Source organism: Sorangium sp. So ce1036, assembly GCF_051369805.1.
In the GTDB taxonomy this organism is placed as follows: domain Bacteria; phylum Myxococcota_A; class Polyangia; order Polyangiales; family Polyangiaceae; genus Sorangium; species Sorangium cellulosum_F.
The window spans coordinates 755,001-775,205 of sequence record NZ_JBBMOX010000002.1 but is presented as its reverse complement, the minus strand read 5'-3'; the positions used below and the strand labels follow the sequence as shown (position 1 = coordinate 775,205).

At 73.2% G+C, this 20,205-nt stretch carries 17 protein-coding genes and 1 rRNA gene; 7 read left to right on the top strand and 11 right to left on the bottom strand.

The window, feature by feature from the left end; translation table 11 throughout:
• Window positions 1-26: 26 nt before the first annotated feature.
• Window positions 27-1,358: a S41 family peptidase gene (locus WMF31_RS39890; protein ID WP_436607114.1), complete on the bottom strand. Its 1,332-nt coding sequence runs from the start codon at window positions 1,356-1,358 to the stop codon at window positions 27-29.
• 418 nt (window positions 1,359-1,776) lie between these two features.
• Between WMF31_RS39890 and WMF31_RS39885 the strand changes: the two genes are divergently transcribed.
• From WMF31_RS39885 to rpsT, 4 genes are all read left to right on the top strand, one after another.
• A complete protein-coding gene (locus WMF31_RS39885; protein WP_129355492.1) occupies window positions 1,777-2,364 on the top strand; it encodes an RNA polymerase sigma factor in 588 nt (195 codons plus the stop codon).
• Window positions 2,361-3,911: a hypothetical protein gene (locus WMF31_RS39880; protein ID WP_436607113.1), complete on the top strand. Its 1,551-nt coding sequence runs from the start codon at window positions 2,361-2,363 to the stop codon at window positions 3,909-3,911. The genes WMF31_RS39885 and WMF31_RS39880 overlap by 4 nt, the downstream gene beginning before the upstream one ends.
• A 139-nt stretch (window positions 3,912-4,050) precedes the next feature.
• The gene (locus WMF31_RS39875; protein WP_129355490.1) at window positions 4,051-4,239 is read left to right on the top strand and encodes a hypothetical protein; all 189 of its coding nucleotides are present in this window, start codon (window positions 4,051-4,053) and stop codon (window positions 4,237-4,239) included.
• Window positions 4,240-4,252: 13 nt separating this feature from the next.
• The gene (gene rpsT, locus WMF31_RS39870; RefSeq protein WP_436607112.1) at window positions 4,253-4,537 is read left to right on the top strand and encodes a 30S ribosomal protein S20; all 285 of its coding nucleotides are present in this window, start codon (window positions 4,253-4,255) and stop codon (window positions 4,535-4,537) included.
• Window positions 4,538-4,717: 180 nt separating this feature from the next.
• Here the strand turns inward: rpsT and polA are convergent, their stop codons facing one another.
• The 4 genes from polA to WMF31_RS39850 form a co-directional block, all read right to left on the bottom strand.
• Window positions 4,718-7,420 (bottom strand): DNA polymerase I, encoded by a 2,703-nt coding sequence (polA, locus tag WMF31_RS39865; RefSeq protein WP_436607111.1) that lies wholly within the window; start codon window positions 7,418-7,420, stop codon window positions 4,718-4,720.
• Between the two features lie 34 nt (window positions 7,421-7,454).
• On the bottom strand, window positions 7,455-8,795 hold the full coding sequence (locus WMF31_RS39860; RefSeq protein WP_436607110.1) for a carboxypeptidase regulatory-like domain-containing protein: 1,341 nt from the start codon (window positions 8,793-8,795) through the stop codon (window positions 7,455-7,457).
• Between the two features lie 20 nt (window positions 8,796-8,815).
• A complete protein-coding gene (locus WMF31_RS39855) occupies window positions 8,816-9,016 on the bottom strand; it encodes a hypothetical protein (protein ID WP_436607109.1) in 201 nt (66 codons plus the stop codon).
• An 84-nt stretch (window positions 9,017-9,100) separates the two neighbouring features.
• Entirely contained in the window at window positions 9,101-10,969 is a 1,869-nt protein-coding gene (locus WMF31_RS39850) for a S8 family peptidase (RefSeq protein ID WP_436607108.1), read from the bottom strand.
• Window positions 10,970-11,280: 311 nt separating this feature from the next.
• On the opposite strand from WMF31_RS39850, the gene WMF31_RS39845 reads away from it, so the two are divergent.
• Window positions 11,281-12,519 (top strand): pyridoxal phosphate-dependent aminotransferase, encoded by a 1,239-nt coding sequence (locus WMF31_RS39845; protein WP_436607107.1) that lies wholly within the window; start codon window positions 11,281-11,283, stop codon window positions 12,517-12,519.
• Between the two features lie 306 nt (window positions 12,520-12,825).
• Here the strand turns inward: WMF31_RS39845 and WMF31_RS39840 are convergent, their stop codons facing one another.
• The 4 genes from WMF31_RS39840 to WMF31_RS39825 form a co-directional block, all read right to left on the bottom strand.
• Window positions 12,826-14,370 carry an aminopeptidase P family protein gene (locus tag WMF31_RS39840; RefSeq protein ID WP_436607106.1) on the bottom strand — a complete coding sequence of 515 codons (1,545 nt, stop codon included), beginning with the start codon at window positions 14,368-14,370 and terminating at the stop codon, window positions 12,826-12,828.
• A 92-nt stretch (window positions 14,371-14,462) separates the two neighbouring features.
• Window positions 14,463-15,203 carry an SDR family oxidoreductase gene (locus WMF31_RS39835; protein ID WP_436607105.1) on the bottom strand — a complete coding sequence of 247 codons (741 nt, stop codon included), beginning with the start codon at window positions 15,201-15,203 and terminating at the stop codon, window positions 14,463-14,465.
• Window positions 15,204-15,344: 141 nt separating this feature from the next.
• Entirely contained in the window at window positions 15,345-15,950 is a 606-nt protein-coding gene (locus WMF31_RS39830) for an HdeD family acid-resistance protein (RefSeq protein WP_436607104.1), read from the bottom strand.
• A 309-nt stretch (window positions 15,951-16,259) separates the two neighbouring features.
• Window positions 16,260-16,841, bottom strand: a complete 582-nt coding sequence (locus WMF31_RS39825; RefSeq protein WP_436607103.1) for an Hsp20/alpha crystallin family protein — start codon at window positions 16,839-16,841, stop codon at window positions 16,260-16,262.
• A 334-nt stretch (window positions 16,842-17,175) separates the two neighbouring features.
• Here WMF31_RS39825 and WMF31_RS39820 point away from each other — a divergent pair, with 334 nt between their 5' ends.
• Window positions 17,176-18,024, top strand: coding sequence for a hypothetical protein (locus tag WMF31_RS39820; RefSeq protein WP_436607102.1), 849 nt, complete (start codon window positions 17,176-17,178; stop codon window positions 18,022-18,024).
• Window positions 18,025-18,176: 152 nt separating this feature from the next.
• Here the strand turns inward: WMF31_RS39820 and WMF31_RS39815 are convergent, their stop codons facing one another.
• Window positions 18,177-18,722 (bottom strand): HdeD family acid-resistance protein, encoded by a 546-nt coding sequence (locus tag WMF31_RS39815; protein WP_436607101.1) that lies wholly within the window; start codon window positions 18,720-18,722, stop codon window positions 18,177-18,179.
• Window positions 18,723-19,178: 456 nt separating this feature from the next.
• On the opposite strand from WMF31_RS39815, the gene WMF31_RS39810 reads away from it, so the two are divergent.
• Complete coding sequence (locus WMF31_RS39810) at window positions 19,179-19,640, top strand: hypothetical protein (RefSeq protein ID WP_436607100.1); 462 nt, start codon at window positions 19,179-19,181, stop codon at window positions 19,638-19,640.
• 444 nt (window positions 19,641-20,084) lie between these two features.
• Here WMF31_RS39810 and rrf read toward each other — a convergent pair.
• Window positions 20,085-20,201: ribosomal RNA gene (gene rrf / locus WMF31_RS39805) — 5S ribosomal RNA — on the bottom strand.
• Window positions 20,202-20,205: the final 4 nt, after the last annotated feature.

Here is a 20,205-nt window from a genome sequence, read left to right as displayed (position 1 = left end):
AGGCGTGGCGCGACGCCGGAGAGGCGTCAGCGGGTCGCCGGCATCTCGCGGAGGAGCTGCTGGTAGCCGACGGCGAGGGCGAAGTCGGTTCCGCGGGTCGGATCGGCGGGCACGTCGCCGTCGGGGGCGCGCGCGTCGGCCGGCCCCGTGGGCTTCTCGATGAGCACGGCCCTCGGCGCGCCGGCGGCGATCTCGCCCTCGGCGGGGAGGTGGCCCTCGAGATCGCGCTCGCGGAGGATGGCGGCCGAGACCTGCTGCTCCGGGCTCTCGATGACGATGTCCGGCCGGATGCCCTGCGCCTGGATCGAGCGCCCCTTCGGCGTGTAGTAACGCATCGTCGTGAGCCTCACCCCGGCGCCGCCCGGCAGCTCGAAGATGGTCTGCACCGACCCCTTGCCGAAGGTCGTCGCGCCGACCACCGTGGCGCGCCCGCTGTCCTGCAAGGCGCCTGCGACGAGCTCGGCGGCGCTCGCGGAGTACTCGTTCACGAGCGCGACGACGGGCAGCGCGGCGAACGCGCCGCCCGCGTGCGCGCTCGCCTCGTCGACGACCCTGTCGCGGTGGCGGGTGGAGTAGATCGTCCCCGACGCGAGGAACTCGTCAGCCACGGCCTCTGCCTCGTCGACGAGGCCGCCGGGGTTGTTGCGCAGGTCGAGGATCACGCCGGCGAGCGGCGCCTTCGAGGCGGCGCGCAGCCTCGCCGCGGCGCGGAGCAGCTCCTCGTGGGTGCCGTCCTGGAACTGCTTCACGCGGACGTACGCGACGTCGCGCTCGAGGCGCTTCGCCGCGACGCTCGTGACGTGGATCCGCTCCCGGGTGAGATCGATCGTGAGCGGCTCGGCGACGCCCTGCCGGCGGATCGTGAGCTTGACCCGGGTGCCGGCGGGCCCGCGCATGATCTTCACGAGCTTGTCCAGGCGCTCGCCGCGCACGGGGCGCCCGTCGATCGCGAGGATCTGATCGCCGGACCGGATGCCCGCCCGCGCCGCGGGCGAGCCCTCGATCGGCGCGATCACCGTGATGACGTCGTCCCTCGTGTCGACCTCGATGCCGACACCTCCGAACGTCCCCCCTGTGTCCTCCTGGAACAGGGCGAACTCGGCGGCGTTCATGTAGGCGGAGTGGGGATCGAGCTCGGCGACCATGCCCTTGATGGCGCCCTCGATGATCTTGCTCCGCTGCGCCGGCTCGACGTACTGGTTCTCGACGAGCACGAGCACGCGCGCGAGCTGCGCGAACGGCGCGTAGGGGCTCTGCGCCTGGGTGCTCGCGCCCGCGAGGTGGGACGTCACGGCACCTCCCGCGAAGGCCGCCGTGACGAGCCCGATGGTGCGCATCCATCTCGAGAAACGTCGCATCCGCCGACCATAGCAGCGGCGCGGCCGGCCGCGCGCGGGGCGCCCGTGCGCAGGCCGCGCTCGCGCAGCCATCGCGTGGGGGCGCGGGCGCGCGGGCGCGCCGGCCCGGCGCCGTGTCGACCAGGACGCCGAGACCGGCCGGCGCCGCGCGCCAGCACGGGCATACTGCCCGGCCAGTCGAAGGCACACGCGGCGCCCAAGGTCCAGGCGCATGGTTTGTCCTAGAAGAAGTGTTCGGCTATCTTCGCGCGCCTGAACGTGGAACTTGCCTCCTTAGCGCCCTGCTACGCGTCCGCGAAGCGGGGCTCGCCGCGAGGGGCGCCTCCCGCCGGGACAGCCAGTGGCGGTCGCGAGGGGCTGGCCGCGGCTGCGCTGTCGTCCGTGCGCTGGAGACAACTCGCACCCCGAGGCGGCTAGGATGGCCAAACCCACCGATCGTGAGCTCGTCGATCAAGCTCGGAGCGGAGACGCCCAGGCCTTCGGGGTGCTGGTTCGTCGATATCAGAAGCGGATCTTCCGGCTGGCGTTCCATCTCGTCCGCTCGGGCGCGGAGGCGGAGGACGTGACCCAGGAGACGTTCGTCCGGGCCTACCAGGCGCTCGATCGGTTCGACGGCCGGAGCGAGCCGTTCACCTGGCTCTACCGGATCGCCGTGAACCTCTCGCTCAACATGATCCGGGCCCGCAAGCCGAGCAGGAACTCGACCCCGTCGGACGATCCGCGGATCGAGTCTCTGCTGCTCGAGACGCGCCCGAGCCACGGCGTCGATCCGGCCGCGACGACGCAGCGGCGCGAGCTCGCGGCGGCGCTCTGCGAGGGCATCGACGCGCTCTCGGACACGCTGCGGACGACGTTGATCCTCGTGTGCATCGACGGCGTGCCGCACGACGATGCCTCCAAGATCCTGGGTTGTCCGGAAGGAACAGTCGCCTGGCGCGTCCACGAGGCGCGCCGCAAGCTCCGCGCGTACCTCGCGGAGCGCGGTTTCGGAGGGGACGCCGAATGAACGTCACCAGCAGCAAGCTCGACCTCGACGGGATGCTCCACGGATGGCCTGCCACCGACGACGACGAGGCGGCGTGGGAGGCGCGAGCAGCTCGGATCGTCGAGGCCGCCACGTCGCGGCGCCCGGAGGACACGGCCGAGCTGGCCAGCCTCCTCGCGGCCCCTGATCTCGCCCCGGAGCCGGGCGAAGCGCAGATCGAGGACATCACGCACGGAGCCCCTGCAACGGGAGAGCACGGCGCCATGGCGCCCCGATCCGGCGCAGCCGGGGCCGCGAGCGCCTCGCGGCCGCCGGAGAGGAAGCGCCCGTCGTTGAAGGAGATCGCCGAGCGGGCCAGCCAGGCGTCGGGCCGCACGAGCAGCGCGCCCGGGGTGGGCAGCGCGGCGCTCGTGACGCCGCTGCCGTCCAGCCGCAGCGCCCTGACCACGCCGCTGCCGTCATCGGGCCGCGCGTCCACGCCGCTGCCGCCCTCCGGCCGCGGCTCGACGCCGCGCGGCTCGCTCCCCTCCACCGGCCGTGGGTCGTCGCCTTCGCTGCGCCCGGCCGAGAGGGTGGCCGAGGATTCAGGGGTCATCGATCTCAACCGGCTCAGCGCGTCGGCGGCCCAGGAGCAGGTGGACGCCGCCGAGCAGGCGCAGCCTGGCACGGCCGACCCGCTCGACGGCGAGAGGCCCGCGGAGGTCGCCGCGGTGTCCGCGGGGAGGCGGCGCGCTCCGGCCCGCGCCTCCGCGGCCGAGGCCTCGGCCCGGCGAGTGTCCGGCGGGATGATCGCCGGCGCGGCCGTGGCAGCCCTCGGCATGGCCGCGGCGGTCACGATGATGTTGCGGACGCCCGCGGCCGTGCCGCAGCAGGAGAGCGCGGCAGCGCCGCCTGCCGCCCCGGCGACGCCGGCGCCTCCCGTCGACGAGCAGGCCGCGCCGACCGCACCGGCAGCGCCCGCCCCGATCGCCGCCGCGCCGGCGGCGGCCGCGGCGAACGCGGAGAAGAACGCGGTGACCGAGCAGCCGCTCGTCCCAGCGGAGGGGAAGCTCGCCGTGTTGCCCAAGGCGAGGACGCCGACCGGCGCGCCGGCCGTTGCCCCCGCGCCGGCGGCGCCTGCGGCGGCCGCCGCGGCGCCGAAGGCGGAGCCGGGCAAGGTGGCGGCCGCGCCGGCCGCGACCGGCGAGGCGGAGGACCTGTCGTCCGCCATGCAGGCCGCGGTGGGCTCTGATGGGGCCAAGAGCCCGTCGGTCGTGTCCGAGGCGCCGGTGCCTGCTTCGGGTCCGCTCCGGCAGCAGCAGAACATTCCCGAGCAGCCGTCGCAGGGATCGGTCCAGGCCGCGCTCGGTCCGGTCATGGGTGGCGCGAGGGCCTGCGTGGCGGGCGCCGACGGCGTGTCGCGCGCGCAGATCACGTTCTCGTCGTCAGGCGCGGTGAGCAAGGTGACCGTGAGCGGCTGGGCGGCGTCGAACGGCCAGTCGAGCTGCGTGCAATCCGCGCTCAAGGGCGCGAACGTGGGTCCGTTCTCCAAGCCGTCGTTCTCGGTCCACGCGACGATCCGGCCGTAGCGCCCGCGCCGCGGCCGGCCGGGGCCGGCCGGCGTGCGCCGCGCCGAGGCCCCCCTGAGCGTCGAGCCACGCTGGGGAAGACAGGCGCAGCGCGGTCCAGGTTGACAGGGATGTCCCCGCGGGTAGAATGCGCGCCCCCATGGTTTCCGCGACTCAGCAAACCCAGCGCATCCGTCAGCGCAAGGCGCGTACTTCGGGTTCCCGCCGCAAGCGCTTCGAGCGTGCGAACGGCACCCCGAAGTTCCCGATCCATCCGGCGGGCTACGATCAGAACGCGCCGGACGCCCTGCGCGCTGCCCCGTCCGACGGGACGCAGGCGAAGAAGTAGGAGAGCTTTTCTCATGGCCAATCACGCATCTGCCGACAAGCGCAACCGCCAGCGCATCACGAGGACCGCGCGCAATCGCGCCGCCAAGTCGGAGCTCCGCACGACCATCAAGAAGGCGCGCACGGCGCTGAAGGGCGGTCCGCAGGAGTCCGCCGCGCTGGTGACCGCCGCGGTGAGCGCGCTCGATCGCGCCGCGTCGAAGGGGACGATCCCGGCCAAGCGCGCGTCGCGTGTGAAGAGCCGCCTGGCCCTGGCCCTTCACAAGGCGAGCGTCGCCGCCAAGGCCGCCGCGAGCTGAGCTCCCACTCCCTGCACGAACGTCCCGCTCACCGCAAGGTGGAGCGGGCGTCGTCGTTTTGTCTGCTCGTGGCGCCGCGGGGCCGCGGAGCCGCCGCTGTGATGCCGCGGGGCCGCGGAGCCGCCGCTGGCTCTCCGCCGGATCTCGCCGCGCGGCGTTCCGTCGGTCCTCGCGGCGCGATCAGTGGGCGTCGGCCCAGGTCGGGCCGTGGCCGATGTCGACGACGAGCGGCACGTCGAGCGGGAAGACCGACTCCATGGCCTGGCGGATCCTGGCCTTCGCCTCGTCCACGGCCTCGACCGGCACCTCGAACGCGAGCTCGTCGTGCACCGTGAGCACCATGCGCGCGCCGGGGACGACCGGCCGCGGCACGCGCACCATCGCGAGCTTCAGGAGGTCCGCCGCCGTCCCCTGGATGGGGGTGTTCTGCGCGATGCGCTCGGCCTGGGCGCGGCGCATGCGGTCGCTGCTGCGCAGATCCGGGAGGAGGCGGCGCCGGCCGAGCAGCGTGCGCACCGACTCGGAGCGCCGCGCGTCGGCCATCGTCCGCTCCATGAACTCGTGCACGCCGCGGTAACGCGAGAAGTAGGCGTCGATGAAGCGCGCCGCCTCCGCGCGCGAGATGTCGAGGCGCTTGGCCAGCGCCGCCTCGCCCATCCCGTAGATCACGCCGAAGTTGATCGTCTTGCTCCGGCGGCGCATCTCGTCCGTGACCCCCGCCTCGTCCACGCCGAAGATCTCCATCGCCGTGCGCACGTGCACGTCCTGCCCGGCGCGGAAGGCGTCGACGAGCACCGGATCCCTGGACAGGTGCGCGAGCACGCGCAGCTCGATCTGGGAGTAGTCGGCGCTCACGATCACGCTCCCGGGCGGGGCGACGAACGCCCGCCGGATCATCCGGCCGAGCTCCGTGCGGATCGGGATGTTCTGCAGGTTCGGGTCCTGGGACGAGAGCCGCCCGGTCGCGGCCACGGCCTGGCTCCAGCGCGTGTGGATGCGGCCCGTGACCGGGTGCACGAGGCGCGGCAGCGCGTCGACGTACGTGCCCTTGAGCTTGGCGATCGCGCGGTGCTCGAGCACGACGCCCGGGAACGGGTGGTCCTCGGTGAGCGCCTCGAGCACGTCGGCGTCGGTCGAGCGGCCGGTCTTGGTCTTGCGCTGGGAGCGCAGCTTGAGCTCGTCGAACAGCACCGCCTCGAGCTGCTTCGGCGACGCCAGGTTGACGTCGTGCCCGAGCAGGTCGCGCGCCTTCTGCTCCAGCGCCGCGAGCTCGGTCGTCATCTGCGCGCCGAGCGCCGCGAGCGCCTTCGGATCGCAGAGCACGCCCGTGAGCTCCATCTCCGCGAGCACCGCGGCGAGGGGCAGCTCGATCTGCACGAGCAGGTCCTCGAGCCGCTCGGCGCGGAGCCGCGGGCGCAGCCGGTCGGTGAGCGCCAGCGCGACGTCCGCGAACGCGGCCGCGAAGCCCGACGCCTCGCCGAGCTCTATCTCGTCGAGGCCGCGCTGCGCCTGCCCGCGCCGCTTCGGGGCCGCCTCCTCGAGGGTCCGCATCTTCTGGCCGAGCTCGCGCTCGGCGAGCTCGTGGAGCTGGTTCTTCGCCTCGGGATCGAGCAGGTAGCTCGCCAGCATCGTGTCGAACGCCACGCCGACGAGCCCGATGCCGTGCCGCAGCAGGATCACCTCGCAGAACTTCACGTCGTGGCCGACCTTCGGGAGCTCGGGGTCGGCGAGCGCCGGGCCGAGGACCGCGTCGACGTCGCGCATCGACAGCTGGGCCGGGGCGCCGAGGTAGCGGTGCCCGAGCGGGACGTACACGGCGTCCCCCGGCTCGCAGGCGAGCGCGACGCCGCAGACGTGGGCGCTCATCGGCTCGCGGCTCGTCGCCTGCACGTCGAGCGCGAGGCGCCCCGCGGCGCGCGCCTTCCTGACGAACTCCTCGAGCTCCGCGCGCGCCGTGATGACGCGGTAGGTCGCCGCGCGCGCCGTGGGCTCCGGCGCGCGGACCGCCTTCAGGAAGCGCGAGAAGCCGAGCTCCGTGAAGAGCTCTCGCAGCCTGCCCGTGTCCGCGCCGCCGTAGCGCAGCGTCTCCAGATCGAGCGAGACGGGCGCCGAGCCGTCGAGCGTCACGAGCTTCTGCGAGAGGAGCGCGTCCGCCTCGTTCTGCCTGAGCGACTCGCGGATCCTCGGCTTCTTGACCTCGTCCAGGCGGGCGTAGATCGAGGCGAGCGATCCGAACTGCGCGAGCAGCTCGGCGGCCGTCTTCAGGCCGACGCCGGGCACGCCGGGCACGTTGTCGGAGCTGTCGCCGACGAGCGCGAGCAGATCGCGCACCTGCCCCGGCGGCACCCCGAACTTCGCGATCACCTCGGGCTCGCCGTAGACCTTGTCGCGCATCGCGTCCCAGAGCACCACCCGCTCGCCGTCGACGAGCTGCATGAGATCCTTGTCGCTCGACGCGATGACGACGCGCAGCCCCCGCTCCATGGCCCGCGCGACCGCGACGGCGATGAGATCGTCGGCCTCGAGCCCCTCGCGGATGAAGATCGGGATGCGGTACGCCTCGACGATCTCCCGGCACCGGCTCATCTGCACCCCGAGGTCGGGCGGCGGCGGAGGCCGGTGCGCCTTGTAGCGGGCGTCGAGCTCGTCGCGGAACGTCTTGCCCGGCGAGTCCATCGCCACGCCGAGGTACGCGGGCTTGCGCTCGTCCACGAGCTTCGTGAGCATCGCGACGGTGCCGTACGTCGCATGCGTCGGCTCGCCGCTCGGGCTCGAGAGCGGGCTGATCGCGTGGTAGGCGCGGAAGACGTAGCCGGAGAGGTCGATCAGGTAGAGGACGTCCGGAGCTCCGGCCGGGGGCAGCGCGGTGGGGCGCGGGGACATGGACGGACCCTTAGCACCTCGGCGCGCGGCCGGTTCACCGAACCACGACGTCGCGCCGCATTGTCACGTCGAGGGCGCGGCCCTCCCGCTCCACCCCGACGGTGACGCGCGTCCCCGGCGCGCCGCGGAGGCGCTGGATGCAGTCCGAGAGCGGGAGATCCGCCGCGCTCTCCCCGTCGATCCGGACGATGACGTCGCCCCGCGCGAGGCCGGCGAGCGCGGCGGGCCCGCCCTCGATGACGTCGGCGATCACGACGCCGCTCGGGGAGACCGAGAGCATCGCGCCGATGCCGGTGAGCTCCTCGCGCGAGCCGTCGTCGCCCAGCGGGCGGAGCTCGATGTCGGCGCGCGCCGAGCCCGCGCCGCGCGCGTCGAGCCCGGGCACGATCTTGCTCACGTACGCCTCGTGGCGCACGCGCACCGAGAACGGCCCGCTCGCGGGCACCCCCTCGAGCTCGTAGTCGCCGTTCGCGTCGGTGAGCACGAGCGAGATCGCGTTCGCGCCGGAGGACGTCACGGAGTCGAGCTCGACCTGCGCCTCGACGACCGGCGCGCCCGACGCGGCGTCGACGACCCGGCCCCGCAACGTCGCGCCCTGCGGCAGCACGATCCGCACGCCGCGGGTGACGCGGCCGGCCTCCACGTCGACGGACGGGCTCCGCGCGGGCGGGCGGCCGGCCGCGCTCGCCGCCAGCACGTAGCGGCCCGGCGCGAGGTCGCCCCACTGGAACGCGCCGCCCGGGTCGAGCACCTTGCGCGCGCGGCCGTTCACGCTGCCGCGATCGGCGGTCCCGGCCGGCACGAACGACTCGATGGCCAGGAGGTACGCCTCGACCGGCCTGCCCGACTCGTCGACGACCTCGCCCGCGATCCCGCCCGCGGCGAGCAGGCGGAGGACGTTGTCGCCGCCCGCGGCGACACGCGTGGGCTCGGCGTCGCCGAACGGCGCCTGCTCGGCGGTCGCCTCGCAGCCGTCGGCCTCGGGCGGCAGCTCGAAGCGCCCCTCGGCGTCGGTGCTCGCCGACACGCCCGGCGGCTCGCGGCAGCGGACCACGGCGCCGGCGCTGGGGCGGCCTTCCGGATCGAGGACCACGCCGCGGACCGGCCCCGCGCTCGCGACGACGGTCTCCCGCGGCGGCGGCGGCGGCTCCGGAGGCGGCGCCACGGCCACGACCTCGGCCTCGTTGGGCGCCGAGGCCTCCGGCTCCGGCCGGGGGAGCTCTGCCGGCGCGGGCTCGGGCCGCGCCGGCATCACCGGGGCAGGACGCGGCAGGAACAGCCAGACGAGGAGCGGCGCGACCAGCAGCGCCACGGAGAGCAGGGTCGCGGTGAGCCAGGCCCTCCGCTGCGCGCCCGCCGTCCCCCCTCCCGCCATGCCGTCCTCCCGCCGCGGGGTCAGCGGCCGGCGTCAGCCGGCCCCGCCGCCCCCTCGTTCACGTCTTCGGGGGCCGCGCGCGGGTCGGCCGGATCGGACACCTCGTCCGAGGGGCCGAGCGCGGGGGTCTCCGGCTCGGCGGGCCACGGCGTCTCGCTGGAAGAGCCGCCGCAGGCCCCGAGGAGCAGCGTGAACAGCAGGAGCAGGATGCCGGGCCGCATGGCGCGGCATCCTAGCTCGTTTTGGAGGGGCGGTCTCTGAGGACCGGGCTGTCTGCCCGGGGGTGGCGCGGTCGCGCGCCGAGCTCAGCGCGACGCGGACAGGTTGGTCCGGGCGATCCAGAGGCAGGCCGCGGCGTTGACCGCGCACCAGACGACGAGGGCCAGCCGGCCGAAGGGGCCGGCGGCCTCGCCGAGCACGACGACGGACGTGAGGTAGGCCGCCGTGCCGACCGCCACGCCCGCGATCACCGGCCTGAGCCGCTTCACGCCGAAGAAGAGCGAGGTCAGGCCGAGCGGGAGCAGGGCGTTGGCGAGCGGGAGCCAGCGGTGGACCGACGCGCCGATCAGCAGATCGAGATCGGCGATCGGCCGGGCCAGCACGTCGACGACGAGATCCACCCGCGGCAGGAGCCACGGCGCGAAGAAGAACAGCCCCGGCCCCGCCGCGAGCGCGGGGATCAGGAAGCTCGCCTGCCACGGGCTCGAGGCGCTCGCGTCCCTCTTGCGGGCGCGGCGGCCCACCCAGCCCGCGAGCAGCAGCAGCGCGAGCAGCCGCACGACCATGTGGGTCTGCGTCACGCGCGCGACCGAGCTTGCGGCGTCCAGGATGCCGGCGCCGTAGAGGAGCTTGCCGCCATCGGAGTCGTCGACCACGCGCGCCCCGGCGCGGAGCGCGTCCTCGACCGCGCGCGGCTCCGACACGCCGAGGCTCACGAGCAGCGCCGCGGCGCCGGCCACGTGGGGGGCGGCCATCGAGGTGCCGCTGTACACGGAGTAGTTCTCGCACTTGTCGCGCCCGCGGTTGCAGATGGTCTGCTGGGTGACGTTGACCCCCGGCGCCGCGACGTCGACGCCCTGGCCGCGCGAGGAGAACCTCGCGAGCTTGTCGTTCGCGTCCGTGGCGCTCACGCCGATGACGCCGTCGGAGGCGCCGGGGTACTGCACGCGGCCGCCGGTGTTGCCGGCCGCCGCGACGACGACCGTGCCGCGCGAGATCGCGTGGTCGATCGCGCTCTGGAGGACCTTGGAGTTGCGCGGGCCGCCGAGGCTCAGGTTGATGACGTCGGCGCCGTTCTCGGCGGCCCAGCGGATGCCGTCGGCCACGTCGGCGGTCGTGCCCCAGCCGTTCTCGTTCAGCACCTTGACCGGCATGAGCCGCGCGTGGAACGCGAGCCCCGCGGCGCCGAGGCCGTTGTTCGTCGACTGCGCGATCGTCCCCGCGACGTGCGTGCCGTGGCCCTGATCGTCGTTCGCGTGCGTCGTCTTGTTGACGAAGTTCCAGCCCCCCACGCACTCGGTCGACTTCAGGTCGCTCCCCTTGGTGAACGGCCCGTGGTCCTCGCACGCGATGCCGGTGTCGACCACCGCGACCGTGACCCCGCGGCCGGTGGCGAAGTCCCACGCGCGCTCGGCGCCGACGCGCGCCATGTGCCACTGGTCCTTCAGCAGCGGATCGTTCGCGACGAACGACGCCCGCACCCAGGCGAGCGGCTCGGCCACCTCGACGCGCGGGTCGCGCGCGAGCCGCGCGAGCGTCGCGCCGAGGGGGCCATCGACCGTGGCGATGTGGATCCGGGTGTCGGAGGCGAGCGCGGTCGGCGTGACCTTCAGCAGGGAGAAGTCGCGCGCGAGGGTGGCGAGCGCGCTGTCGTCGAGGTCGTCGCGGGCGTCGACGACGATCTGCCCGGGGATGTCGTAGCTCGACTCGTCGAGGTCGGCGCTGAGGCCGAGCAGCGGCTCGCCCGCGGTCGCGACCGGCTCGATCAGCCTCTCCAGGCCGCGCACGGCGGGTTCGGCCATGCCCGGGAGCCCGGGGTCGGCGTAGTCCGGGAGCCCGGGCGGCCCTGGCGAGCGCGCCGCGAGCGCGGCCTCGGCGCCCGGGTCGTCCGCGCCGTCGGCCCTGGCGGCGCCGGGCACCGCGACCAGCGCGGCCGCGGCGAGCAAGGACGTCACGAGCGCCGCACGCCCGTTCCGTCCGGTCGGATGGGTGGCGATCCCTGACCCACGCTGAAGGCGAGACTTGTGCATTGGCGTCTCCTCCTCGGCAGGGTAGCGCCGCGGCTTGCGCGCAGCCATCGCCTCCGGCGTCGACGCATCGCGCTTGCTGAGGTTGTCATGTCTGTCACGTTTGCCGCGTTGCCCCGGCGCCGCAGCGCCGGCGGCGCCCGAGCGGGCGCTGCCCTGCTCGGCCGCGGGGATCGCGCCCCGCGCGCCGCCCGCCCCGTCATCGCGGCCGCGCGACAAACGTGCTAGCCGCAACGTCCATGGATTTTCTGATCCCGTCACGCGCCGACCGACCTGGCAACGACCCGATCTTCACGCTGAACGCGGAGGCGAGCGAGCGAGCGGCGGCGGGCGAGTCTGTCGTGAACGCCACCATCGGGGTCTTGCTGGACGATCGCGGGGAGCTTGCCGTGATGAGCGGCGTGGCCGAGGCGCTGCGCGAGCTGCCGGCCAGCGTCATGGCCGGCTATGCGCCCATCGCGGGCCCCCCTGAGTTCCTGCGCGGCGTGGTGGCCGACGTGCTCGGGCAGCGGCCGGCGGCGGCGTGGGCGGCCGCGGTCGCCACGCCGGGCGGCAGCGGCGCGGTGCGCCTCGCGATCGCGGACTTCCTGGAGCCACAACAGACCGCGCTCACCACGTCGTACTACTGGGCTCCTTACCGCACCTTCACGGACGAGCTCGATCGGGGGCTCACGACCTTCCGGATGTTCGATGAGCGCGGCCGCCTCGACACGGTCGATCTCGAGCGGAAGCTTCAGGGGCTCGTCGAGGCGCAGGGGCGCGGGATGCTCATCTTGAACTCGCCGTGTCACAACCCGACCGGCTATTCGTTCGATGAGGAGGAGTGGGCCCGCATCGCGGAGATCGTCGATCGGGTCGGCGAGGCGGGCGGCGCCGCGGGCGAGCGCGCGCCGATCACGGTCGTGCTCGACGTGGCGTACACGCACTACAGCGCCGCCGGCCTCGACAGCTGCCTCGACCCGCTGCTGCGGCTCGCGGGCAAGGCGATGATCCTGGTCACGTGGTCGGCGTCGAAGGCGTTCACGCAGTATGGCCTCCGGGTGGGCGCGCTCCTCGCGATCCACCCTGACGACGAGGAGCGCCGTCGCATCCAGAACGCGCTCAACTACTCGTGCAGGGGCACGTGGTCGAACTGCAATGCTGGCGGCATGGCCGCGATCGCGCGCGCGCTGACCGAACCCTCTCTCCGGGCGCGCACGGAGAAGGAGCGCGCGGCGCTCAAGGCGCTCCTGGACCGTCGCGTGGCCCTGTGGAACGAGCTCGCCTCGGCCCGGAAGCTGCGGTATCCGCGCTACGACGGCGGCTTCTTCATCACGGTGTTCTGCGACGACGCGCAAGCAGCCGCGTCGCGGCTGAAGCAAGAGGGCGTGTTCGTGGTCCCGATCGCCGCAGGGGCCTTGCGCGTCGCGCTCTGCGCCGTGGCGGAGCGCGACATCCCCCGCCTGGTCGACGCGATCGCGCGGCAAGTCGCAAACTAGTCGCCATCTCTCACAGGCGAAGCACGCCCCCCGCGCTCCCGACCCACGCCCCCCCGCCCCCCTCGGAGAGAGCCGCCGGGGGAGGGGGTGGCGCGCGCGAGGGCGGCGGGGGTGGGCCCCACAAACCCGAGCGCCGGCCCGCATCGCAGCGAGTCGCCCCCGGACCTCCTGCCCCCTTCTGTGAGGCAAGAGCCCCCCAGAAGGCGCGAGTTTGTGGGGGGACCCCCGCCGCCCTCGCGCGCGCCACCCCCTCCCCCGGCGGCTCCCCCGCGGACTACGAGGCCCCCGGCCGCCCCCCTCCGCCGATCACCCCCGCGGCGCCGCCCAGAGCCCCGCCATCCAGGCCTCCACGTCGCTCACCGTCCGCGGGATATCGATCGAGAGGTTCCGGCACCCCGACTCCGTGACGAGGATATCGTCCTCGATCCGCACCCCGATGCCGCGGTAGCGCTCCGGGACCGTCTCATCGTCGAGCTGGAAGTAGAGGCCGGGCTCCACCGTGAGCACCATGCCCGGCTTCAGCTTGCCGTACTTGTAGACCTGCTGCCGCGCCTGCGCGCAGTCGTGCACGTCGAGGCCCAGCATGTGGCTCACGTTGTGGAGCGAGTACCGGCGATAGAACTGCTTGTCCTCCTTGAGCGCCTCCTCCGCCGAGACGTGGAGGATGCCGAGCCGCTCGAGCCCCCGCGCGAGCACCCGCATCGCCGCGCGGTTCGGCTCCATGAAATCGTTGCCCGGCTTCACCTCGCCGATCGCGGCCTCCTGCGCCTCGAGCACGAGCTCGTAGATCGCGCGCTGCTCCGGCGAGAACCTCCCGCCGATCGGCAATGTCCGGGTGATGTCTGCGGTGTAGAGCGCGTTGCCCTCGACGCCCGCGTCGAGCAGGAGCAGCTCCCCCGGCTCGAGCCGGCCGTCGTTCCTCGTCCAGTGCAGGATGCAGGCGTGGTGCCCCGCCGCGGCGATGGTCCCGTAGCCGACGTCGTTGCCCTCCACCCGGGCGCGCAGGTTGAAGATCCCCTCGACCTCTCGCTCGCTGCGCCCGCCGGGGAGCGCGCGGATGACGTCCTCGAACCCCCGCTTCGTCGACGCCACCACCGCCTCGAGCTCCGCGATCTCCAGCGCGTCCTTGAGCAGGCGCATCTCCGAGAGCGCCTCGCCGAGTTGCTTGTCGCGATCGTGCCGGGGCAGGAGCTTGTCGACCCGCTCGGACATGCCGCGGAGCACGCGGTGGGGGCGCGTCACCGCGCCGACCAGGCCGCCCAGGAACGCGTCGAGCTCGGGCAGCCCGCGGCACTCGTCGACCCCGAAGCGCGCGCGGCTCTGCTCGATCCCGAGGCGCGGGCCGACCCAGAGCTCCCCCTTCGCCCGATCGGTGAAGAACGTCTTGTCGCCGCGCCCAGGGTTCGGCTCGACGAACAGGATGTCCCGGTGCCCGCCGCCCTCCTGCGGCGCCATCACGAGCACGCAATCAGGCTCCAGGTTCCCCGTCAGGTAAAAGAAGTCCGAGCCGGGCCGGAAGCGATAGTGGGTATCGTTGGCGCGGACCTTCTCGTGCCCGGTGGGGATGACGAGCGTCTCCGCCGGAAACTGCTTCGAGAGCGCGCGGCGCCGCGCCGCGTACACGTCCGCGTGCGCGATCGGCTGGGGCAGATCGCGGGACACGGGCGCCCACCGCTCCAGCATGAACGCCACCAGCGCGTCCGGCAGCGCCGAGTCGTGGCTCGCCGGCTTCGCTTCAGCCCCTCCGCCCGCAACAGCAGGCGCCTCGGCAGGGCCGCTCTCTGCGGACGCGCCGGGGGCGGGATCGGCCTGGAGAGGGACGGATGCGCTGGTGTCGGGCGTGTGGCTCATGGGAGTGAAACTATGGTTCGATCGGGCGCGGTCGTTCAAGCCAAAGCGCGCGAAAGGCGCCGCGCCAAGCGAGCCGGCCCCGAGGCGGCGCGTCACGCCACCGAGACGCCGCCGTCGACCGCGAGGATCTGACCTGTAATGAAGTCGTTCTCGGCGAGGAACACCACCGCGCGTGCGATGTCGCCGGCCTCGCCGATGCGCCGGAGCGGGATGCGCTCGCGGAGGCGGGCGAGCGTCGCCTCGTCGTACGAAGAGGGCGGCAGGACCGTTCCAGGCGCGACGCCGTTGACGCGCACGTCGGGGGCCAGGCCCACCGCGAGGCCGCGCACCAGGTGGGCGAGCGCGGCCTTCGAGACGGAGTACGGGATGTAATTCTTCCAGGGGCGCTCGGCGCTGATGCAGGCGAGCGCGACGATGGCGCCGCGGCGCTCGCGCAGCGCGGGGGCGAGCTCGAGCGTGAGCAGGTACGGCGCGGTCGCGTTGAGCGCCATGGCGCGATCCCAGGCCTCGGCGGAGAGCGCCTCCGGCGCGACGCGGTCGAAGTTCGCCGCGTTGTGGACCAGCACGTCGAGCCGCCCGGACGACCAGTCGAGCGCCGCCCGGGCCAGGCCGGCGAGCGCCTCGCGATCGTACAGGTCGGCCTGGAGCGCGATCGCGCGGCGGCCGAGCGCTCGCGCCTCCGCGACGACGGCCTCCGCGCCGGCGCCGCTCGTGGCGTAGTGGACAGCCAGATCAGCGCCCGCGGCGGCGAGAGCGCGGGCGATCGCGGCGCCGAGGCGGGTGCCGGCGCCTGTCACCAGGGCGACGCGGCCGGTCAGGGGGACGTGGGGCATGGCCCTGGTTTAGCCGATCCATGACGGCGACGACGCGGTTCGTCGTACCCGGATCGACTCCGAGGATCTTGGCCGTGACGACACACACCCTTCCTGGTGGGTCCAGTACCTCGGCTTCGGAGCTCCTGAGCCTGTGTCCCGTCACGCGCGCGAGCCGAGCAGGGGTCGGGGTCGCGCGCCGAGCCCGATCAGCAGCATCGACGCCCCGCCGATCATGAGATCGACGCCGACGAGCAGGCCAATCGCCCACGCCGCGGTGCTCGGCCAGCCCCACAGGATCAGGACGCCGAGGGCCAGCGTCACGAGCCCGTCGAACAGGAGAAAGCCCCACGCGGGCATCTCGCGGTGCTGGACGGCGCGGATGATCCTGAGGAGGCCGTCGGCGAAGAAGAACGCCGCGAGGATCAGGGTCAGCGTGACCTTGCCCGTCGTCGGGAAGGCCATGATCAGGACCCCCGCGACGATCTGGACGAGCGCGCTCACCAGCGACCAGGCGGAGCTGGCCCAGCGCCGGATCCGGAAGGCGTGAATGCCCAGAAACAGGCCGCTGAGCACCAGCAGCGCCCCGATGGCGACCGCCGTGACCAGCGAGGCGACCACGGGCATGAGGATCGCGAGGACGCCGAGCACGAGGAGGGCGGTACCGAGCCCCAGAAACGAGCCGCGGTTCTCCTGCACGGTGTTCATGTCGACCATCCCCAGCCCGAAAGCTGTCGTGCGGCGACGGATCTCCAAGCGCTCAGTCATGTGCCCCCTCCTCGTTCCGAGCCAGCGTTTCGTCAGGACCTGAGGCCCAATGCCCGTCGCGCCTGCCCGCCACGGGATCTCCGCATCACGGGCTCTCCGGGAGCGCGGAGCGCAGCGGGCAAGGCCAGGTCGCGGTGCGGCGAACAAGGTGTCGTCGTCGAACGGTGTCAAGGGACGGCCACCCGGCGGCCAGCGCCGGCCCGCAGCCTGCGCGACGCCGCGGCTCCGGACCGCGCGACGCCGCGGCCCCGGAGGCCGACCTGCCGGGCGCCGCGGCGTCACCAGGACGTGCAGCCGAGGCCCGAAGGCCTAGGCCGCCTTGCTCTCGCCCTTCGCGGTGCCCGTCTCCGCGCTCTCGGCGGTCCGCCCGGACGCGCTCTCCTTTCCGCCGGTCTCCTCGCCGCCACGGATCTGGATGCGGCGCGGCTGCATCTCCGCCTTCTTGGGCACCGAGAGGTGGAGCACCCCGTCCTTGAGCTCGGCGCTGAGGCTGCCGAGATCGGCCGCTTCGGGCATCACGAACGAGCGGCTGAAGGCGCCGTAGCAGCGCTCGTAGGCGAAGAACCGCTCGTCCTCGCGCCGCTCCTCCTCCTCGCGCTTACCGCTCACCGTGAGGCGGTTGCCGGTGATCGACACCTCGAGATCCTGCTCGCGCACGCCGGGCAGGTCGATGTTGATCATGTAGCTGTCCTTCGTCTCCTTGATCTCGGTATCGGGCACGAACGCCGTGCCCGTCGCCGGGACCATGCCGGCGAACGGGTCGCTGCCCAGGAAGTCGCGGATCATGCGGAAGGGATCGAACGCGCGGAGCGGCTCCATCATGCGCATCGGATCCCAGGCGTTGGCGACCGGCTCGCCGAGCTCGCCTCGACGAATGTTGAGATTGGCCATGATACCTTCCCTCCAGCCGACAACGTAAGGATGGGCCGCGCGTGGCGCACCGGCGGTGCAGATGCGCAGGGCCCCGCGGCGTGTCGTGTCGTGCTCGCCGGCCCGATCTGGCCGTGAGCGGCCGCAGGCCGGATTGCGATCCATCTGGTCCATCAAGCGTGCCCTGGCCAGCAAGCGTGCCTTGGGGGCGCGGAGGTCCCGTGTCGACGGCTCATCCTGCTCGTCGACTGCCTCTCTCCTCGCCGCGGAGGGGTCCTCGGCGGTGGGGGCACGGGCGCGCTGCCGTTTTTTTCTCCCGCGCGGCGCGCCGTGGCAGGCTGGCCCGGCCTTGCCCATGCCCCCGACACGCCGACGAGCCGAGAGGGAACGCTCCAGGGGACCGGCGCGCTTCCGGCGCGCCCTCGCCGCCGCGCTGCTGCTGTGCGCGGCAGGGTGCACCGAGAAGCTCGAGTCCATCGGGCTGCCTGGCCTCGAGCTGCCGGGCGCTGATCGGCCTCAAGCCGGCGCGGCGCCCGCCGGCTCGGGGAGCGGCGCGCCGCGGGCTCAGGGCGCGCCGGGCCCGTCGGCGGCGGCGAGCGCCGGGCCGCGGGCCCAGGCGGCGGCGTCGGACGAGTGTGATGAGCTGCCGTCGGAAGAGGAGGAGCGGCGCGCGCAGCTGCCGCCGCTGACCGCGCTCGGCAAGGTCGTTCGCGCGGAGCCCTGGACCCCGCCGCCGTACAAGGTGCTGCCGGGCGTGACGCTCCCCGCGAAGATCGCCGCGAAGCTCGAGAAGATCGACCGGGGCTACGCGCGCCGCACGCGGGGGGAGCACCTCGTGATCACGAGCGGGACGCGCGACGCGAACCGCCAGGCCAGGGCGATGTTCACGAAGCTCAAGCTCGGCGAGGATCTCCTCCAGCTCTACCGGAACAAGGCGGCAGCCCGGGAGATCACGCGGGCGTACCAGGCAAACGCCCGCAAGCCGCCGGAGCAGGTGGTGGAGGCCATGGAGGCCGTGATCCGGGACCAGATCGACCGGGGGATCTACATCTCCGCGCACCTCCGCAAGGGCGCGGTCGACGTGCGCAACAGGACCATGTCCTCCAGGGAGAAGCGCGCGTTCCTCGAGAGCGCCGCCGAGGTCGGGGGCGTCCGGGTCATCGCGGAGGCGACGCCGCCGCACTACCACCTCCAGATCGACTGACGGGCGATACCGCTCAGATCATCGCGGAGATGACGCCGCCGCGCGATCCGTCTCCGGATGGACGGACGCGGGCGGTGTCGTGCCCGCGCCCGTCGCGCCCCCGGCGCTCTGGCGCCCCGAGGCCCCTCCGGCCGCCGCGCGACAGCGGCGCGTCAGGAGAGGCGCAGCGACACCGTGGAGCTGGCCGTGCGCCGGAGGCGCAGCGCGAGGCCGAGGAGCATGGCGCCGATCGCGATCGCGAACGATCCGATGAGCCAGCCGAGCGAGAGGACGCCGGACACGGGCAGCGTCGCGAGGGTGATGCCGAGGAGCACGGAGGTGAGCCCGCTCAGCCCCAGCCAGAGCTCGCCCGGGATCATGTGCCGGAGACGGATCGCGCCGATGACCCTGAAGAGGCCGATCACCGCGGCCCACGCCGCGATGACGCTGGAGAGCGCGTACGCGGTGAGGATCGGCTGCCAGAACGTCAGCACGGCGATGGCGACGCCGAAGATGCCCTCGACCACCGAATGCACGCCACAGCGGTCGGCGATCGCGCACGTGAACGCCGCGGAGCCGTCGAGCAACGCCCACGCGCCGAACAGCAGGACCAGCGTTCCGAGCGACGGGAGCGGCCAGATGAAGAAGAGGATCCCGACGAGAATCCCGACAAGGCCTCTCACGGCCAGCACCCACCAGGTCCGCTGAATCGATTCCATACCTCACTCCTCCTCCGGCGCACACGCGCCGACGGCGCTCACGACCGGGGAGCGCGCGCCGTTGCCTGGGCTCGCCCCCGGCCGACCCGCGCGGCGCGCTGTGCCGTTCCTGCCCGCACGGATCCACACCGCCGGGCCTGCATGCACGTCCCCTGCCCGACGCGGCGAGCGAGCTGCGCGGCGACCTCGGACAAGAGCCACTGCGCCGTGGGCCGCACCTGCGCGCCCCCGCCCCGACGCCAAGCCTCGCCGGCAATGTAACACACATCACATCATCGAGACCGGACAGGGGTGGGCGCTCGAGGTCGCTCCCCTTCGTGCCCTATTTTGCGATGAGTTTTGCAGGCGGCTGGGGTCTACAGGGCAGGGCGCGGATGAGGCGGCCCTGCGGCTCCCGGGCCGGGAGCCACGATCGACTGGATGGACGTCGGAGCGAGCTGCAGAGGGAGAGGAGACATGGTCATGAAGCGCGTCTGGATCGCAGTGGGTCTGTTCGTCGCCGCGTGTGGTGGGGAGGGCGACGCGCCCGACGTGGAGCCGCTCGCGTGGAAGGACATGAGCTTCGAGCAGCGCGACGAGTTCATGGAGGATGTCGTCCTGCCGCGGATGACGGAGATCTTCGTCGCGTTCGACGCGAGCTTCGAGGGCATGACCTGCGCCACGTGCCACGGCGACGGCGCGACCGACGGGACCTACGCGATGCCGAGCCCGCAGCTCACGGTGCTGCCTGGCACCGAGGAGGCGTTCATCGAGAAGTACGAGACGGATCCGGAGCACGCGCGCTGGAGCGACTTCATGTTCGAACGGGTGGTGCCTGAGATCGCCAGCCTGCTCCAGGTTCCCCGGTTCGACCCGATGACCCAGACGGGCGAGTTCTCGTGTTACAACTGCCACACGCTGGAAGGCGTCGAGCAGTGAGCGCACAGACGGCCGCTGCCCGGGAGGTGACGGCGACGAGGGTTGAGCACCTCGTGCGCGCTCTCCCGGTGTCCGGACGTCCGCCTCTCCGAGCGCCTCCGTTCAGCCCGTCCGCTCTCGGTCCAACCCGCCTGCATACACCGGCTCGACGAGGAGCTTCCCGGTCGCCGACGCTCGGCTCGGCCGGGCGATACGGCAGGTGGCCCCATGTCCGGACCTCTTGCAGCGGTTCCGTAGCTCGTCTGCCAGCTCGGCCGGCCGAGCCGGCGGGCGGTACGCAGCACTGAACCCCGGCCCCCCTCGCCAGCGACCAGGCAGATCGGACTCCCGGCGCCCCCCTCGCCGCCAGCCGGACGAGCGCTTCCGCGGGCGCCCCGCAGCCCGGAGCGCGATGGACAAAAAAAACCTGCGCACAGGAACACCTGTGCGCAGGTTCGAAGAAAATCCCGGCGACGTCCTACTCTCCCACCAGGTCACCCTGGCAGTACCATCGGCTCCAAGGAGCTTAACTTCCGAGTTCGGTATGGGATCGGGTGTGGCCTCCTTGACATCATCACCGGAAACT

Coding starts and splice junctions, on each gene's coding strand:
- WMF31_RS39890 (WP_436607114.1), bottom strand. CDS start 1,358: ATGCGACGTTTCTCGAGATGGATGCGCACCATCGGGCTCGTCACGGCG.
- WMF31_RS39885 (WP_129355492.1), top strand. CDS start 1,777: ATGGCCAAACCCACCGATCGTGAGCTCGTCGATCAAGCTCGGAGCGGA.
- WMF31_RS39880 (WP_436607113.1), top strand. CDS start 2,361: ATGAACGTCACCAGCAGCAAGCTCGACCTCGACGGGATGCTCCACGGA.
- WMF31_RS39875 (WP_129355490.1), top strand. CDS start 4,051: ATGGTTTCCGCGACTCAGCAAACCCAGCGCATCCGTCAGCGCAAGGCG.
- rpsT (WP_436607112.1), top strand. CDS start 4,253: ATGGCCAATCACGCATCTGCCGACAAGCGCAACCGCCAGCGCATCACG.
- polA (WP_436607111.1), bottom strand. CDS start 7,420: ATGTCCCCGCGCCCCACCGCGCTGCCCCCGGCCGGAGCTCCGGACGTC.
- WMF31_RS39860 (WP_436607110.1), bottom strand. CDS start 8,795: ATGGCGGGAGGGGGGACGGCGGGCGCGCAGCGGAGGGCCTGGCTCACC.
- WMF31_RS39855 (WP_436607109.1), bottom strand. CDS start 9,016: ATGCGGCCCGGCATCCTGCTCCTGCTGTTCACGCTGCTCCTCGGGGCC.
- WMF31_RS39845 (WP_436607107.1), top strand. CDS start 11,281: ATGGATTTTCTGATCCCGTCACGCGCCGACCGACCTGGCAACGACCCG.
- WMF31_RS39840 (WP_436607106.1), bottom strand. CDS start 14,370: ATGAGCCACACGCCCGACACCAGCGCATCCGTCCCTCTCCAGGCCGAT.
- WMF31_RS39835 (WP_436607105.1), bottom strand. CDS start 15,203: ATGCCCCACGTCCCCCTGACCGGCCGCGTCGCCCTGGTGACAGGCGCC.
- WMF31_RS39830 (WP_436607104.1), bottom strand. CDS start 15,950: ATGACTGAGCGCTTGGAGATCCGTCGCCGCACGACAGCTTTCGGGCTG.
- WMF31_RS39825 (WP_436607103.1), bottom strand. CDS start 16,841: ATGGCCAATCTCAACATTCGTCGAGGCGAGCTCGGCGAGCCGGTCGCC.
- WMF31_RS39820 (WP_436607102.1), top strand. CDS start 17,176: ATGCCCCCGACACGCCGACGAGCCGAGAGGGAACGCTCCAGGGGACCG.
- WMF31_RS39815 (WP_436607101.1), bottom strand. CDS start 18,722: ATGGAATCGATTCAGCGGACCTGGTGGGTGCTGGCCGTGAGAGGCCTT.
- WMF31_RS39810 (WP_436607100.1), top strand. CDS start 19,179: ATGGTCATGAAGCGCGTCTGGATCGCAGTGGGTCTGTTCGTCGCCGCG.